General features: G+C 42.1%; 19 protein-coding genes. 18 read left to right on the plus strand and 1 reads right to left on the minus strand.

Going from position 1 to position 15316, the window contains the following annotated elements; all coding sequences use genetic code 11:
* The first annotated feature begins 5 nt into the window (after positions 1-5).
* The 13 genes from rplR to FTU77_RS13160 all read left to right on the plus strand — a co-directional run bounded on the left by rplR (position 6) and on the right by FTU77_RS13160 (position 8541).
* Entirely contained in the window at positions 6-356 is a 351-nt protein-coding gene (rplR, locus tag FTU77_RS13100) for a 50S ribosomal protein L18 (RefSeq protein ID WP_067762903.1), read from the plus strand.
* A gap of 2 nt (positions 357-358) precedes the next feature.
* On the plus strand, positions 359-856 hold the full coding sequence (rpsE, locus tag FTU77_RS13105; RefSeq protein WP_067762902.1) for a 30S ribosomal protein S5: 498 nt from the start codon (positions 359-361) through the stop codon (positions 854-856).
* 6 nt (positions 857-862) lie between these two features.
* Positions 863-1039, plus strand: a complete 177-nt coding sequence (gene rpmD, locus FTU77_RS13110) for a 50S ribosomal protein L30 (protein WP_005012961.1) — start codon at positions 863-865, stop codon at positions 1037-1039.
* Positions 1040-1042: 3 nt separating this feature from the next.
* Entirely contained in the window at positions 1043-1483 is a 441-nt protein-coding gene (rplO, locus tag FTU77_RS13115) for a 50S ribosomal protein L15 (RefSeq protein WP_078189271.1), read from the plus strand.
* A gap of 45 nt (positions 1484-1528) precedes the next feature.
* On the plus strand, positions 1529-2848 hold the full coding sequence (gene secY, locus FTU77_RS13120) for a preprotein translocase subunit SecY (protein WP_171263746.1): 1320 nt from the start codon (positions 1529-1531) through the stop codon (positions 2846-2848).
* 20 nt (positions 2849-2868) lie between these two features.
* Positions 2869-2985, plus strand: coding sequence for a 50S ribosomal protein L36 (gene rpmJ, locus FTU77_RS13125; RefSeq protein WP_000867907.1), 117 nt, complete (start codon positions 2869-2871; stop codon positions 2983-2985).
* Positions 2986-3092: 107 nt separating this feature from the next.
* On the plus strand, positions 3093-3449 hold the full coding sequence (rpsM, locus tag FTU77_RS13130) for a 30S ribosomal protein S13 (protein ID WP_078189269.1): 357 nt from the start codon (positions 3093-3095) through the stop codon (positions 3447-3449).
* A gap of 19 nt (positions 3450-3468) precedes the next feature.
* Entirely contained in the window at positions 3469-3855 is a 387-nt protein-coding gene (rpsK, locus tag FTU77_RS13135) for a 30S ribosomal protein S11 (protein WP_001040166.1), read from the plus strand.
* Between the two features lie 12 nt (positions 3856-3867).
* Positions 3868-4494 (plus strand): 30S ribosomal protein S4, encoded by a 627-nt coding sequence (rpsD, locus tag FTU77_RS13140; protein ID WP_180055986.1) that lies wholly within the window; start codon positions 3868-3870, stop codon positions 4492-4494.
* Positions 4495-4511: 17 nt separating this feature from the next.
* Positions 4512-5519 carry a DNA-directed RNA polymerase subunit alpha gene (locus FTU77_RS13145; RefSeq protein ID WP_004650465.1) on the plus strand — a complete coding sequence of 336 codons (1008 nt, stop codon included), beginning with the start codon at positions 4512-4514 and terminating at the stop codon, positions 5517-5519.
* An 18-nt stretch (positions 5520-5537) separates the two neighbouring features.
* Positions 5538-5903, plus strand: coding sequence for a 50S ribosomal protein L17 (gene rplQ, locus FTU77_RS13150; protein ID WP_005012953.1), 366 nt, complete (start codon positions 5538-5540; stop codon positions 5901-5903).
* Positions 5904-6119: 216 nt separating this feature from the next.
* A complete protein-coding gene (locus tag FTU77_RS13155) occupies positions 6120-7610 on the plus strand; it encodes an NAD(P)/FAD-dependent oxidoreductase (RefSeq protein WP_180055987.1) in 1491 nt (496 codons plus the stop codon).
* 133 nt (positions 7611-7743) lie between these two features.
* Positions 7744-8541 (plus strand): alpha/beta fold hydrolase, encoded by a 798-nt coding sequence (locus FTU77_RS13160; protein ID WP_373685824.1) that lies wholly within the window; start codon positions 7744-7746, stop codon positions 8539-8541.
* Between the two features lie 44 nt (positions 8542-8585).
* On the opposite strand, the gene FTU77_RS13165 is transcribed toward FTU77_RS13160, so the two are convergent.
* On the minus strand, positions 8586-9758 hold the full coding sequence (locus FTU77_RS13165) for an acyl-CoA dehydrogenase family protein (RefSeq protein ID WP_180055988.1): 1173 nt from the start codon (positions 9756-9758) through the stop codon (positions 8586-8588).
* Positions 9759-9939: 181 nt separating this feature from the next.
* Here FTU77_RS13165 and FTU77_RS13170 point away from each other — a divergent pair, with 181 nt between their 5' ends.
* From FTU77_RS13170 to FTU77_RS13190, 5 genes are all read left to right on the plus strand, one after another.
* Positions 9940-10197: a succinate dehydrogenase assembly factor 2 gene (locus FTU77_RS13170; protein ID WP_078189264.1), complete on the plus strand. Its 258-nt coding sequence runs from the start codon at positions 9940-9942 to the stop codon at positions 10195-10197.
* The gene (locus FTU77_RS13175; RefSeq protein WP_078189263.1) at positions 10190-10576 is read left to right on the plus strand and encodes a hypothetical protein; all 387 of its coding nucleotides are present in this window, start codon (positions 10190-10192) and stop codon (positions 10574-10576) included. The genes FTU77_RS13170 and FTU77_RS13175 overlap by 8 nt, the downstream gene beginning before the upstream one ends.
* A gap of 519 nt (positions 10577-11095) precedes the next feature.
* The gene (locus FTU77_RS13180) at positions 11096-12160 is read left to right on the plus strand and encodes a hypothetical protein (protein WP_180010528.1); all 1065 of its coding nucleotides are present in this window, start codon (positions 11096-11098) and stop codon (positions 12158-12160) included.
* Between the two features lie 43 nt (positions 12161-12203).
* Positions 12204-12776: a rhombosortase gene (gene rrtA / locus FTU77_RS13185; RefSeq protein ID WP_180010529.1), complete on the plus strand. Its 573-nt coding sequence runs from the start codon at positions 12204-12206 to the stop codon at positions 12774-12776.
* Between the two features lie 192 nt (positions 12777-12968).
* A complete protein-coding gene (locus tag FTU77_RS13190) occupies positions 12969-15254 on the plus strand; it encodes a TRAP transporter large permease subunit (protein ID WP_180003463.1) in 2286 nt (761 codons plus the stop codon).
* Positions 15255-15316 lie beyond the last annotated feature (62 nt).

Genomic DNA, 15316 nt, shown 5'->3' on the forward strand with positions numbered 1-15316 from the left:
TTCTTATGAACGAAAAGAAACAATCCCGTTTGCGTCGTGCGAAAAGCACACGCTTGCACATCCGTGCATTGGGTGCGACTCGTTTGTGTGTAAACCGCACTCCGCGTCACATCTATGCTCAAGTTATCTCTGCAGATGGTGGCAAAGTATTAGCGCAAGCTTCTACTTTAGACGCTACTCTACGTGCTGGTACTACTGGTAACGTTGAATCGGCTCAGAAAGTTGGTGCTTTAATTGCAGAACGTGCTAAAGCGGCTGGTGTAACTAAAGTTGCATTTGACCGTTCTGGTTTCAAATATCATGGTCGTATCAAAGCCTTGGCTGATGCTGCTCGTGAAAACGGCTTGGAGTTCTAATCATGGCTAAAGTTGAACAAAACGAAGGTCTTGTTGAAAAGCTGGTTGCCGTTGATCGTGTAGCCAAAGTTGTTAAGGGTGGTCGTATCTTCTCTTTCACAGCATTAACTGTTGTGGGTGATGGTAATGGTCGCGTAGGTTTTGGTCGTGGTAAAGCACGTGAAGTTCCAGCTGCTATTTCTAAAGCACTTGAAGCTGCTCGTCGCAACATGATTACTGTTGACCTTGTTGACGGTACTGTTCAGCACCCTATCAATGCTCGTCACGGTGCAAGCCGCGTTTACATGCAACCTGCTTCTGAAGGTACTGGTGTAATTGCTGGTGGCGCTATGCGTGCAGTTTTAGAAGCTGTAGGTGTACGTAACGTATTAACTAAGTGTTATGGTTCTACTAACGCTGCTAACGTAGTAAACGCAACTTTTAACGGTTTGCGTGATATGACTTCTCCTGAGAAAGTTGCTGCGAAACGTGGTTTATCAGTAGCACAAATTCAAGGGTAATCAATCATGAAAACGATTAAAGTTACCCAGACTAAATCTTCATCGCACCGCTTGAAAAATCACAAGCTTAGCCTTAAAGGTTTAGGTCTGCGTCGTATTGGTCATACAGTTGAAGTGCAAGATACGCCTTCTAACCGTGGTATGATCAACCAAGTTTACTATATGGTTAGTGTAGAGGAATAAGCCATGACTCTGCGTTTAAATACAATTGCACCTGCAGAAGGTGCTAAGCGTGACAACCTTCGTTTAGGCCGTGGTATCGGTTCTGGCGTTGGTAAGACTGGTGGCCGTGGTGTCAAAGGTCAAAACTCACGTAAGAGCGGTGGTACACGTCCTGGTTTCGAAGGTGGTCAAACTGCGTTATACCGTCGTTTACCTAAATTCGGTTTCACTAGCCAAATGGCTTTGAAAACTGCTGAAGTACGTTTATCAGAACTTGCTAAAGTTGAAGGCGACATCGTGTCTCTTGAAACTTTAAAAGCTGCTAACGTTGTACGTAAAGATATGTTGCGTGCACGCATCGTACTTTCTGGTGAAATTACTCGTGCATTCACTGTTCAAGGTGTTGCATTGACTAAAGGCGCTAAAGCTGCTGTTGAAGCTGCTGGCGGTAAAGTCGAGGAGTAATCCCCAGTGTCTATGACTCCTAGTTCGACAGGTCATGTTAACATGATGAAAGGCCAACCTTTTCATGTGAAATATCGTGAAATTATTCGCCGTATGATGTTCCTCATCGGGGCGTTGTTGGTTTTTCGACTGGGAGCACATATTCCAGTACCGGGCATTAACAATGCCGCACTAGAGAATCTGTTTAATGCAAACCAAGGTACGATCCTTGGTTTGTTTAACATGTTCTCAGGTGGTGCATTAGAGCGTATGTCAATTCTTGCTCTTGGGATTATGCCGTATATCTCTGCATCGATTATCGTGCAGTTAATGTCTACGGTTGTTCCTTCGCTGGAAGCTTTAAAGAAAGAAGGCGAACAAGGTAAGCGTAAGATCAATCAATATACGCGACAAGGCACATTGTTTCTTGCACTTGTGCAAGCCGTTGGGATGTGTGCAGGTCTGATTAGTCAAAATATTACTTTGACTAGTGGACTTGCTTTTTACGTTCCTGCTGTAACTTCTTTGGTTGCAGGTACAATGTTCCTGATGTGGTTAGGTGAGCAAATTACTGAGCGTGGAGTAGGGAATGGTATTTCCATGATCATCTTCGCTGGTATCGTTGCTGGTTTGCCGAACTTGGTTCTGCAATCTTTAACCTCAGTAGATAATGGCCAATCAAGTTTAATTGGTCTTGCAATCTTTGCATTGCTATCTGTTGCAGTGTTAGCAGCAATTGTGTTTATTGAGAAGGCGCAGCGTCGCATTCCAGTAAACTATGCTCAAAAACAGCAAGGTCGTCGTGTATTTACTGCTCAGCAAACACATTTGCCATTAAAAATTAATATGGCGGGTGTGATTCCTGCAATTTTTGCGAGTTCATTGCTATTGTTCCCAGCGAGCTTAGGGCAATGGGTTGGCAGTGCAGACCCAAATGCTGGCGTGATTAAACGTGGCCTACAAGATTTGGCACTCGTATTGTCGCCGGGTCAACCGATGTATTTGGTGCTATTTGGTGCATTAATTATCTTCTTCTGTTACTTCTATACTGCGCTAGTATTTAGTCCGAAAGAAGTGTCAGAGAATTTAAAACGTAGTGGTGCTTATGTGCCGGGTATTCGTCCTGGTGAGCAAACTGCACGCTATTTAGATCATATTTTGAATCGTTTGACTTTTATTGGCGCGGTTTATATCACAATCATCTGTTTAATGCCGATGATTCTACAAAGCTCATTTGGTATTCCATTTAGCTTAGGTGGTACGTCTTTACTGATCGTAGTGGTGGTGGTGATGGACTTTATGGCTCAGCTCCAAGCTCATCTCACATCGCATCAATATGACAATCAATCGTTAATGCGTAAAACGACTGCTCATCCGAAAGGATAAGCGCACTTAGAGGTTTCATTATGAAAGTTCAAGCTTCTGTAAAGAAAATTTGTGGTAGCTGTAAAGTTATCCGTCGTAATGGGGTTATTCGCGTAATTTGCAGCGCAGAACCTCGTCATAAGCAGCGTCAAGGTTAATCTGATCAAGACCTGTTGATTTCAGTAGGCTAATTAGGTTATTATCCGCCCCTCAAAGATTTTGTCGGGCGGTTGATTATCTTAACTGCCTTTTTGGAGAAAATTGAATGGCTCGTATTGCCGGTGTAAACATTCCGGATAACAAGCATGCTGTTATCTCTCTAACGTACATTTTTGGTATTGGTCGCCACACTGCAAAAGCTATCTTAGCTGCTGCTGGTATTGCACCAACAACTAAAATTCGTGAATTAGATGACGCTCAGCTTGATGCGATTCGTGCAGAAGTTACTAAGGTTCCTACCGAAGGTGATTTACGTCGCGAAATTTCCATGAACATTAAACGTTTAATGGATTTAGGCTGCTACCGCGGTCTTCGTCATCGTCGCAGCTTGCCTGTCCGTGGTCAACGCACCAAAACTAACGCACGTACCCGTAAAGGTCCGCGCAAACCTATTAAGAAATAAGATTTCTGGAAGCTAAAAGATGGCTAAAGATACTCGCACACGCAAGAAGGTCACTCGTACCGTCTCTGAAGGTGTTGCACACATTCACGCTTCTTTTAATAACACCATTGTGACTATTACCGATCGTCAAGGTAATGCACTGGCTTGGGCTACCTCTGGTGGACAAGGCTTCCGTGGATCACGTAAATCAACTCCGTTTGCTGCTCAGGTAGCTGCTGAAGTTGCTGGTAAAGCTGCTTTAGATTACGGTTTGAAAAACTTGGACGTCCTTGTAAAAGGTCCTGGTCCAGGTCGTGAATCTGCGGTTCGTGCTTTAGGTGCAGTGGGTTATAAAATTAACAGCATTACCGATGTGACGCCAATCCCGCACAACGGTTGCCGTCCACCTAAAAAACGTCGCGTGTAAGGAGAAACATTCATGGCTCGTTATATTGGTCCAAAATGCAAACTCTCTCGCCGCGAAGGGACAGACCTGCAATTAAAATCTGGCGTTAAACCATTTGACGTCAAAACAAAAAAAGCTGCTAAAGCACCTGGCCAACATGGTGGCGCTCGTGGCGGCAAACAATCTGAGTACTCACTACAATTACGTGAAAAACAAAAAGTACGTCGTATGTACGGTGTTTTAGAGCGTCAATTTAGTAACTACTACAAAGAAGCTGCTCGTGTTAAAGGCGCAACAGGTGAAAACTTGTTGAAACTTCTTGAAAGCCGTCTAGATAACGTTGTTTATCGCATGGGTTTTGGTTCTACACGTGCAGAAGCTCGTCAGCTTGTATCTCACCGTTCAATCACTTTAAATGGTCGTCGTGTTAACATCGCGTCTATCCAAGTTAAAGCTGGTGACGTTGTTGCAGTTCACGAAGGTGCTAAACAACAATTGCGTATCAAAAACGCAGTTGAGTTAGCGACTCAACGTGGCATTCCAGCTTGGATTGAAATTGATCATTCTAAATTGGAAGGTACGTTCAAAGTTGCACCAGATCGTTCTGATTTACCTGCTGAAATCAACGAAAGCTTGATTGTAGAATTGTATTCTAAATAATCCTTGAGGTAGCAATAATGACGCGTACTGCAAATGAGTTTCTAACTCCGCAAGCGATCAAGGTCGAAGCGGCAAGCGGGACCTCGGCAAAAGTTATTCTAGAACCATTAGAGCGTGGCTTTGGTCATACTCTTGGTAATGCTTTACGTCGTATCCTTTTGTCTTCTTTACCTGGCGCAGCCGTGGTTGAAGTAGAGATTGAAGGTGTCGAGCACGAGTACAGTACTTTGGAAGGCTTGCAGCAGGACATCGTCGAGCTCTTGCTGAACCTAAAAGGATTGTCTATTAAGCTGTTCGATCAAAATGAAGCTTATCTGACATTGGAAAAACAAGGTCCTGGCGACGTTACAGCCGCTGACCTTCGTTTACCACACAATGTTGAAGTGGTTAACCCTGAACATTTGATCGGTACTTTAAGTGCTTCTGGCTCATTAAAAATGCGCCTGAAAGTTTCTCAAGGTCGTGGTTATGAGACTTCTGATTCACGCTTCCCTGAAGGCGAAACTCGCCCAGTGGGTCGTTTACAATTAGATGCTTCTTACAGCCCAATCAAACGTGTGTCTTATACAGTGGAAAACGCTCGTGTAGAACAACGTACTGACCTTGATAAACTGATCATTGATCTTGAAACCAACGGTACTGTTGATCCTGAAGAAGCAATCCGCAAAGCGGCAACAATCTTGCAACAACAAATTGCAATTTTTGTTGATCTTCAGAAAGATCAAGCACCAGTTGCTCAAGAGCCTCGTGAAGAAGTTGATCCGATTTTGCTTCGTCCAGTAGATGATCTAGAGCTTACTGTTCGTTCTGCTAACTGTTTGAAAGCAGAAAATATTTACTACATTGGCGATCTTGTTCAACGTACTGAAGTTGAGTTGCTTAAAACTCCTAACTTAGGTAAAAAATCGTTGACTGAGATTAAAGATGTTCTGGCATCGAAAGGCTTGCAATTGGGCATGCGTTTAGAGAACTGGCCACCGGCTAGCCTCCGCATGGACGATCGCTTTGCTTATCGTAGCCGTTAATTAAGTAGGACTATCACCATGCGTCATCGTAATAGTGGTGTGAAATTAGGCCGTACAAGCAGTCATCGTAAAGCGATGTTCCAAAACATGGCTAATTCTTTGTTCGAACACGAGTTAATTAAAACTACTGTTCCTAAAGCAAAAGAATTACGTCGTGTTGCTGAGCCTTTAATCACTTTAGCTAAAGTCGATTCTGTAGCAAACCGTCGTTTAGCGTTTGCTCGTACTCGTTCAGCTGCAACTGTTGGTAAATTATTTACCGTTCTTGGCCCTCGTTACAAAGAACGTAACGGCGGTTATCTACGTGTTCTTAAAGCGGGCTTCCGTGCAGGTGATGCTGCACCGATGGCTTACGTTGAGCTAGTAGATCGCGAAGTTAACTAATTTCGTGAAGAGCAGCGTACGTTGTTCTAAAAAAGGTCGGTTTTTAACCGACCTTTTTTAATGCCTGCAGTTTTGTATTGGCTGTATATTGTTAGACAATAATTCAATTTGTCCTTAAAAGATAAAAATAAATCGCCTTTTGCTTAAACTTGACATTGTGCATTGTCAAAAATGTGATTTAATAAATATAAATCTAAGATAGGTTAAAAGAACAACATGGAAAAACAAGTTGATATTCTCATTGTAGGTGCAGGGATCTCTGGTGTAGGTTTGGCTGCTCATCTTTCAAAAAATTGTCCAAATCGTTCATTTGAAATTATTGAACGACGTGAAAGTTTCGGTGGTACATGGGATCTTTTTAAATATCCGGGTATTCGTTCTGATTCGGATATGTCAACTTTTGGCTTCAATTTTAAGCCGTGGAAAAAATCTAGTGTGCTTGCTGATGGGTCTTCGATTAAAGGCTATCTTTCTGAAGTGATTGATGAATATAAGATCAAAGAAAAAATTCATTTTCAGCACCGTGTTGTGAGTGCGAACTACGATTCACAAACTCGTAAATGGTCTGTTGTTATTGAAGATGCGAAGAAGAAACAACAAACCTGGGTTGCAAATTTCGTCTTTGGCTGTACGGGTTATTATAATTATGACCAAGGTTTCCAACCTGAGTTTAAAGGGCAGGAAAACTTTAAAGGTACCTTCATTCATCCACAACATTGGCCTGAAAATTTTAATTACGCAGGTAAAAAAGTGGTGATTATTGGTAGTGGCGCAACAGCAATTACCCTTGTGCCAGCTATGGCAAAAGGCGGTGCAGGGCATGTGACCATGCTACAGCGTTCTCCAACCTATATTGCCTCAGTACCTTCTATTGACATCATTTATGACAAGATGCGTAAAGTATTGCCTGAAGATGTTGCTTATAAACTGACCCGTGCACGAAATATCGGTGTCCAACGGGCTGTTTATGCTGTTGCACAAAAGCAACCTAAATTACTCCGTAAATTTTTATTAAAATCAATTGAGTTGCAGTTAAAAGGTAAAGTGGATATGAAGCACTTTACCCCAGATTACAATCCTTGGGATCAGCGCCTTTGTGTGGTGCCAGATGGTGATTTGTTTAAAATTTTACGCGAAGGCCGTGCATCTGTTGAAACCGATCAAATTGAAAGTTTTACTGAAAATGGCATTCAATTAAAATCAGGTAAACATTTAGAAGCGGACGTGGTGATTTCAGCTACAGGACTCAACATTCAAATTCTAGGCGGGATCAGTGCCACAATCGATGGACAGCCACTGAATACCTCTAAGCATATGTTGTACCGTGGCGTGATGGTCAGTGATGTACCAAATATGGCGATGATTATTGGCTATATTAATGCTTCATGGACTTTAAAAGTCGATATTGCTTCTGAATACATCTGTAAATTGATTAACTATATGGATCAAAATGGTTATAACCAAGTGATTCCACAAGGTGATGCGACCGAGTTGTTAGAAGATACGGTGATGGGAAGTTTGACGTCAGGCTATATTGCACGTGCAGCGGATGTGATGCCAAAACAGGGTAAACATGCACCGTGGAAAGTCAGTAACAACTATTTGGCAGATCGTAAAGAATTAAAGCATGCTTCATTTGAAGATGGAGTGCTGAAATTTGAAAAAAAGTCAGATCAACTAGCGGCTAAACCCAGATTAGTTTCTTAAGTCAGTTACATAAAAAAGGAGCATCATGCTCCTTTTTTTGCTTTAGATGTGTGACTTTAGGGTTTTATTTGATGCGCTTTATTTGTTGAAAAATATATGATGTTGAAAACAAGGAAAAACACACAGGGTTAATGTGAAGAATCAAGAACATTCAGAATTTATAAAATTAAATGATTATGAGCTATATACCAAAGCTTGGCAGCCTGAAACAGCAGATAAAGATGCAACTTTGGCCCCGATTATATTGATGCATGATTCACTGGGGAGTGTGGATTTATGGCGTGATTTTCCTGCGCAATTGGCTGCTGAGTCTGGCAGAACGGTGATTGCCTATGATCGATTGGGTTTTGGCCGATCGTCAGCGAATCCTCATCTATTAAGTACAGATTTTGTCTATGCTGAAGCGCGGCAGGGCTTTAAGGCACTTCTTCAACATTATTCCATTCAACAGTTTATCGTGATGGGGCATAGTGTTGGCGGGGGAATGTCAGTCGTCATTGCAACTGAATATCAAGAACAATGTCATGGTCTGATTACCATAGCTGCGCAGTATGAAGTGGAAGAACTGACATTATCGGGTATACGTGAAGCCAAAACAGGTTTTGCGCAGCCGGGACAGCTTGAACGCTTGGCTAAATACCATGGGGATAAAGCCCAATGGGTTTTGGATGCTTGGACGGAAACTTGGCTTTCACCAAGTTTCCGTCAATGGAACCTCGAAGATTATGTTGGAAAAGTACAGTGTCCAAGCTTGATCATCCATGGAGAACTGGATGAATACGGGACGACAGCACAAGCTCAGAAACTTTTTTCGGGTATAAAAGCTGATGCAGAGCTAGAGATTTTGGAAGGGCTTCATCACATGCCGCACAAAGAGCAACCCGCATTGGTCGCTGCATTAATCTGTGATTTTGTGAATGATTTAAGTTGATATCGAAAGAATGAAAAAAGCCCATCATCTGATGGGCTTATTTGTTATAAAGAGCGGGAAATCAGCTCTTTCATAATTTCATTGGTACCGGCATAAATACGATTGGCTCGATTGTCAATATAAGCCCGTGCAATTGGATATTCAAGCATATAGCCATAGCCGCCATGCAACTGCAGACATTCATCCACGACTTTGGAGAACATTTCTGAAATTTTGTATTTAGCAGCTGCGGCTGCGTCAATACCGAGCTGTTCCTCAAGTTGCAGCTCCATACATCGGTCTAGATAAGTTCGACAAAAATCGATTTCAGTGCGTAGCTCTGCCAATTTAAAACGGGTGTTTTGGAAACTAGATACGGTCTTGCCAAATGCCTTACGCTCTTTGGTGTATTGAACAGTGTGCGCAAAGGCTGCTTCTGCACCGGCTTGGCAAATAATCGCGACCAACATACGTTCCCAAGCCAATTCCTTCATCAGCATCATAAAGCCCATACCTTGCATGCCAAGTAAGTTGCTTTTAGGGACGCGGACATTGTCAAAGAACAGTTCACAGGTATCCTGACCTTTCATGCCAATTTTATTTAAAGGTTTGCCTTTGCTAAAACCGACGCGATCTGCCTCGACGATAATTAGCGATAAATTAGCTGAACCTTTTTCACTATTACCTGTCTTGCAGACCACAATTGCCATGTCACATAAATAGCCATTGGTGATAAAGATTTTTGACCCATTAATAATATAGTCATCGCCATCTTCTGTAGCGGTTGTGCGTACCGCTTGTAGGTCTGAACCTGTGCCCGGTTCGGTCATTGCAATGGCAGTCACGGTTTCGCCAGAAGCCATTTTCGGCAGCCAATGCAGCTTTTGTTCTTCATTGCCAAAGTTATGAATATAATTGGCCACGATGTCGGAGTGCAGTGAAAAGCCGGTAGAGGAGTCCATAGCATAGGCCTGCTCTTCAATCAGAATCATGCTATAGAGTCGGTCTACACCATAGCCGCCATAAGCTTCGGGCATGGTCGGGCAAAGCAAGCCCATGGCACCGGCTTTATTCCATAAGTCACGGTCTACATGTTGTTGTTTTTCATACTTTTCGATATTGGGCACAACTTCTTTTTCATAAAATTTTCGTACTGTTTCACGAAATGCATCATGTTCTGCATTAAATAATTGACGTGGCAGCATGTTGTTGAGTGGGCGAATCGCTCCAGATTGCATTTTGAATATCCTATTCATTTTTATGGCTTTGTCTCAACTTATAAGATGCAGCGAGTGACTGCAATGTGCAGAACATTCAAAAGCAGGGAATGCGATGAAGCATTCGGTCAATCTGTGAAAACACTCCACTTCAATGGGGTGGATGAGTTACACTAGACGGGTTCAACGATTGGGGAAGACAATGACTGATGAAATCAGCTTAGAAGAGCGTAAAGTGATCTACCGTGCACGTCGTGGTTTAAAAGAGATTGATGTTTATTTTGATCCCTACGTCAAAAATTACTATTTACAAGCCGATGCAGCTGAAAAAGACATGTTTGCAGAACTCGTTGCTGCAGAAGATCCAGATTTGTTGGATTGGTTTATGGAAGTTAGTGAACCGCCACGTCCTGAATTAAAAACGTTTATTCAAAAATTAAAACATTACGTTCATGGATAATCGGCAATTCAAACTGAAACGCAGTTTTTTATCGCATGCGTTTCAGTTTTTTATTTTTGCGGTATTGATGACGCTGCTTTATCAGTTACTAACACCCATGCTTTGGGGGATATTTTTCCTCATTGGACTGGTGGTTTATGTTCTGTTTTTCCGTAAGCATTTACACGTCACCAGTCTAGATTATTTGGATGGAACTGATTGGTCTTTGCAACGACTCAACCGCCCGGTGCAACGCGTTCAAATAAGCCATATTTTGGATCATCAAATGTATATTGTGGTGTATTTTATGCATGCACGTGCAAAACCAGTGATTATTTGGCGCGATCAATTGTCATTGAAACAGTGGAAATCACTCAAAGTATTGGCCAAAATGATCTAATTGTTAGACAGCCTTTATTTTTAAAATTCAATAAAATGCAAATATTTCATTATCTTATATTGTGGGTAAAATAATCTTGTCTGACAGGATTGAAATTTATTGGCAAAATATTTAAATTGTCTGACAATTTTAAGCTGTGCGGTGATTCTCTGCCTATATATTAGCCTTACCAACAGCCGTTAAGGGAAATCATCATGATGATGCCAACTTGGATGTTTCTGGTAATAGCGATTGTGTTAGCAATTGTTATAGGACGACTAGGAACAGTGCTGAAGGAACAGTTAACTCAAAAATAAGCAGTCAAACGCTTTCACAGTTAATAAGTAGCATGTGCCGAACCGTCGCTATGCTACTTTTTTTTGCCTAAAATTTAGTCTTTGTAAAAAATCAGTCAATTGCATTCAGCGTGATTCATGGCACAGTGTGTCGTTCAAATTAGAGCAAATACTCTTTTATTCATTTTTTGCTTCTGATATGTTTGTCGTGATGGACATAAACACAATTATAGAGGACAGGAAAATGTCGAGCGTCCAAAAAATATGCCAGGGTGTGGCAGTTGTAGCAATAACAAGTACATTATTCGCGGGTTGTTCGCAGGTTGTAAAAACCGGTGCTAATGTTGCACTCGGATTTACCGAAAAACATATTGTGCCACCAATTTTAGCCATGGAAGATGCTGAAATGGTGTGTAATTCAGGTAATTCATTAACTCCAGCCATTATGGCCACCAAAGATATGGGCGCAGACCCAACACGTGTGGCTGTGTTGATGTATTCAGCAGCAGGGATTTGTGCAGAACAAAAAGCCTTGGATGCAGAGTTACGCTATTTACGTGCATCTAAAGCTAACCAAGTATCCGAAGCACAGGATGCTCGTGTTGAGCAAAAGCGTTGGGCGGCACTTGCTGCACAGCGTCAATATACCGGCTATCAATTATTTCAAGATCGTTTTGAAAAGAAGTATAAGAAAAGTCTAGGTGAAGGCTGTCCAAAAATGAACAGCGACATTGACCAAACAGTGTATATGTTGGGAATGTTAAGTGGCTTACAGGCCATGACCAATGATATTAACTCAGGTGGGGCGGTAAACGTTCCAAAAGACATTGCTGCGATTGTTGAACGCGGTATGGTGTGTCTGAATAATGAAAAATTCTGGGGCGCACCAAATGCAACCCGCGCTGTGATCTGGACGTTATTACCGGGTGCTGGAGATGGAAAACCTGATCCATACCAAACATTGAAACAATCTACGCAAATTGGTGAGCAAAAGGGTGTGAGACTGTCACATGCTTTATATGCGGTTGCTGCACAAGCCAGTGGCGATGATGCGAAAATCCGTGATGCCTTACGTACCTTTGCACAAGCGCGTAGCGATGAGAAACCTGTTAATCCACAATTTAAGCTCATCGATAGCATGGCTGAAAGCATGGTGAAAGGGATTTCAGATCGTTATTGGACTGAACATACAGGCGTTCGTACGGCTGATGATGGTATGGAACATTTCTGGGATGAAAGTGCCAATAGTTCTGAACTCGATGATTTGTTTAGTGGTGATATTGAAACCAGTGGCACAGCTGCAAATTAATCTTTGCAATAGCGTTTAAAAGTGAGGTACAGGAGGAGCGAAAATGAAACTACAATTTTTAATACCGAAAATTGTCTTTCTTGCCGTATTCGTTTCGATCTGTGCCTCGCTACAGGTATTTAAAGATTATTTTATCTACTGGCAAGATGATTTATTTCATGACTTTTGGCGCTTATGGACTGCCCATTGGGTTCACGTCGGTTGGATTCATTTTGCTTTAAATATGTTGGCCTTTATCTGCTTACCGTTTATTTTTCCAAGAGTTTCAATATGGCACTTTGTTGCCATCTTATTGATTTTATCCCCTTTAATCAGTCTGAGTTTCTATTTTTTCCTTTCCGATATTGAAGCCTATGCAGGATTATCTGGTGTCTTGCATGGCGCCTATGTTGCGGTCGCTTGCGTACATTTAATGTATAAACGGGAGCGAAATTTTGCAGCCTTTGTTCTCTTGCTGATTTTGGCAAAATTGGTGTGGGAAAATACCATGGGGAATACCGGAACGGCAGAATTAATAGGAAGCCCCGTTTTAGTCGAAGCCCATTTATTGGGGGTGATTTGGGGCATTGTCATCGCCGTGTTTTATCTTATTGGTAATTATTTCTGGGATCGCTAGCGCACTTTAGGTGATTGGGTTGACAAAAAAAAACCGAAAAGAAAATACATATTGTCATTTTAATGTTTTGAATATTGATGCAAATTTAAACGTAATAATAAAACAGTTAGGTCAGGGAAAGGAACTTCTCGAGCCGCTAAGGAAAAGGATGCTTGGCTCCGCTAGGCTCCAAAATAAAAAATAGGAAGACTCATGCAAAATGATGCACAAAACAGATCCGGCATCGTCGGGCTGTTAAGGTATGTCTGGACAGAATGGATTTCGACTCTAGTCGTGTTGATCTTGCTTCTGCTTACATTGATTATCGGTACAGGGGAGATGATTCATGGTCAGCTTCTGCGTACTGGTGAGCGTTTGTATGGTAATGAAAGCATTGGGATGCAGTATTCATTTTTACGTGCAGAACCGACCAAGCCTGAATGTGACCGTAACCCGAATGTCGATGCGTTGGTGAAAACTCAAATGCAAGCCAATGCAGCAGATGAGTTTGCTGATTTTTTTGGTACGGCATCTGAGAATGACGTTCGTTCGTCTATTTTAGCGAGTGTGCAGCAGTGTGAAGAAAAGTATCAATTTTATGATAAAGCCATGCAACATATGGAGAAGCATCCGAGTATTCGCGCCTATCGTAATTTTGAAACAAGCTTCTTCGGTATCTTTAAATTTGGTACTGAAAATCGCGCCATTTTGTTGATTTTTATGGTGGTTATAGCTGCGATTAGTGCGACATTGAAAATTCATCATATTGGTCTACGCGGTCCTGCAACCAAGAAGGATTATCGTGTTTATAGCCTGATGATGAGCTTCGGTAATGGACTGTTAACCTACTCAAGTATCAGCCAATTCAATTCAGTGAAAAATTCGGGAGTTCCAATGACCACCGAAACTGAACTGATTTATTGGATGTGGATGACGCTGTTCTCAATCCTGACATTGATCAGTGTTTTGCAATTGTTTAGTCCGCCAAAAGATGCCAAAGAGGGCGGTAGTCTTAGTTTCGCGTTCCTAAGCGTGCCTTTATATGCGTATATGGCGTTGATTACAGGTATCGCCTTTATCTTCTTTATGGACTACCCGATGGGGCAAGGCATCTATTTAGGGCAATTGGTCGAGTTTTCAAGTATTTTCCTGAATCTAGCGTTATTCATTTGGGCGGGTATGTTGTTGAAGCAAACCCGTGTCGTAGATTTATTCTTGAATATTTTACGCCCATGGAACTTAGCTCCTGAGACTTTAACATGGCTGATTTTAATCGCAGCAGCATTGCCTACAGCCTATACTGGAGCATCGGGGATCTTTGTCATTGCGGCAGGCGCGATTATTTATAAGGAAGTGTGGAACGCTGGCGGACGCCGTCAATTTGCCTTGGCTGCAACAGCAATGTCCGGTTCGCTTGGGGTGGTTTTACGTCCATGCTTATTGATTGTGGTTGTTGCATCGCTAAATAAAGAAGTGACCACGGATCTGCTTTATCAATATGGTATTTATACGTTCTTGCTGACATCTACGATGTTTTTAATTGTGTCGTTATTTTTTGCAGAACATAAGTTCCGTATTGCTCAAGCCAATGTGGCAGCGCCGCAGTCAGGACGTGCCTTCTTAGCCGTTATTCCTTATATTGTGATTTTCGTGCTGATTTGGATGTTCTATAAATATTTATTGAATACAGATTTAAATGAATTTACTGCACCAGTCATGATGCCTGTTATTCTGCTGATGATCGTTTTAGTGGATAAATTACGTCATCAGCCAGCACCATTGTCAGCAGTTGGGCATTGGGATGAAACACTAACAGCAAATTATAGTGCGAATGCTGAACCTGCTTTAGCCGGCGCACAGGTTGCACATGCAGAATACCGTGAAGGATTACATGGTAATAGCACAGATGATGGGCAGGCTGCGAATCATACAGTGGCTCAATCCAGCTCTATGCAGATTCTACGTCAAGTTGGTTTTTGGAAGTCGATGCATATTTCGACCAGTGAAACCGTTGGACATATCGGTGCTTTGGTTATTTTGATGGCGCTTTCGGTAAGCGTTGGTGGATTGCTAGAGCGTACTGAAGTCATGAGTTTATTCCCAACTGATATCAGCAGTACTTTTTTGGTTATCACATTGATTGTCGGATTGATGGTCTTTGTGGGTATGATTATGGATCCGTTTGGCGCAGTCATTTTAATTTCTGCAACTATTGCTCCTGTAGCCTATCAATACGGTATTCATCCTGTGCATTTTTGGATGATTACACTCATTGGTTTTGAGCTAGGTTATGTTACGCCTCCAGTTGCATTGAACCACCTCTTGGCCCGACAGTCGATAGGGGATGCTGAAGTCAATGAAGCGGATGCTGAAGTTCGTCACTTGTCGTTTTATTACCGTTATGAACGTTGGATTTTGCCGCTGATTGTGCTGTTCCCTGCAATGTTGATTATTGCGTATCTGCCGTATTTCTTTAAGCTGTTTGGTTGGTATCAATAAATTAATTTTGAAGCATTAAAAAAGCACCTTCGGGTGCTTTTTTATTGAATAAGGGGCTGTGC

This window comes from Acinetobacter sp. YH12142 (genome assembly GCF_013418435.1).
GTDB classification, from domain to species: domain Bacteria; phylum Pseudomonadota; class Gammaproteobacteria; order Pseudomonadales; family Moraxellaceae; genus Acinetobacter; species Acinetobacter amyesii.

Excerpts from the sequence above, each read along its gene's own strand:
- rplR (WP_067762903.1), top strand. The coding sequence starts at position 6 with ATGAACGAAAAGAAACAATCCCGTTTGCGTCGTGCGAAAAGCACACGC.
- rpsE (WP_067762902.1), top strand. The coding sequence starts at position 359 with ATGGCTAAAGTTGAACAAAACGAAGGTCTTGTTGAAAAGCTGGTTGCC.
- rpmD (WP_005012961.1), top strand. The coding sequence starts at position 863 with ATGAAAACGATTAAAGTTACCCAGACTAAATCTTCATCGCACCGCTTG.
- rplO (WP_078189271.1), top strand. The coding sequence starts at position 1,043 with ATGACTCTGCGTTTAAATACAATTGCACCTGCAGAAGGTGCTAAGCGT.
- secY (WP_171263746.1), top strand. The coding sequence starts at position 1,529 with ATGAAAGGCCAACCTTTTCATGTGAAATATCGTGAAATTATTCGCCGT.
- rpmJ (WP_000867907.1), top strand. The coding sequence starts at position 2,869 with ATGAAAGTTCAAGCTTCTGTAAAGAAAATTTGTGGTAGCTGTAAAGTT.
- rpsM (WP_078189269.1), top strand. The coding sequence starts at position 3,093 with ATGGCTCGTATTGCCGGTGTAAACATTCCGGATAACAAGCATGCTGTT.
- rpsK (WP_001040166.1), top strand. The coding sequence starts at position 3,469 with ATGGCTAAAGATACTCGCACACGCAAGAAGGTCACTCGTACCGTCTCT.
- rpsD (WP_180055986.1), top strand. The coding sequence starts at position 3,868 with ATGGCTCGTTATATTGGTCCAAAATGCAAACTCTCTCGCCGCGAAGGG.
- FTU77_RS13145 (WP_004650465.1), top strand. The coding sequence starts at position 4,512 with ATGACGCGTACTGCAAATGAGTTTCTAACTCCGCAAGCGATCAAGGTC.
- rplQ (WP_005012953.1), top strand. The coding sequence starts at position 5,538 with ATGCGTCATCGTAATAGTGGTGTGAAATTAGGCCGTACAAGCAGTCAT.
- FTU77_RS13155 (WP_180055987.1), top strand. The coding sequence starts at position 6,120 with ATGGAAAAACAAGTTGATATTCTCATTGTAGGTGCAGGGATCTCTGGT.
- FTU77_RS13165 (WP_180055988.1), bottom strand. The coding sequence starts at position 9,758 with ATGCAATCTGGAGCGATTCGCCCACTCAACAACATGCTGCCACGTCAA.
- FTU77_RS13170 (WP_078189264.1), top strand. The coding sequence starts at position 9,940 with ATGACTGATGAAATCAGCTTAGAAGAGCGTAAAGTGATCTACCGTGCA.
- FTU77_RS13175 (WP_078189263.1), top strand. The coding sequence starts at position 10,190 with ATGGATAATCGGCAATTCAAACTGAAACGCAGTTTTTTATCGCATGCG.
- FTU77_RS13180 (WP_180010528.1), top strand. The coding sequence starts at position 11,096 with ATGTCGAGCGTCCAAAAAATATGCCAGGGTGTGGCAGTTGTAGCAATA.
- rrtA (WP_180010529.1), top strand. The coding sequence starts at position 12,204 with ATGAAACTACAATTTTTAATACCGAAAATTGTCTTTCTTGCCGTATTC.
- FTU77_RS13190 (WP_180003463.1), top strand. The coding sequence starts at position 12,969 with ATGCAAAATGATGCACAAAACAGATCCGGCATCGTCGGGCTGTTAAGG.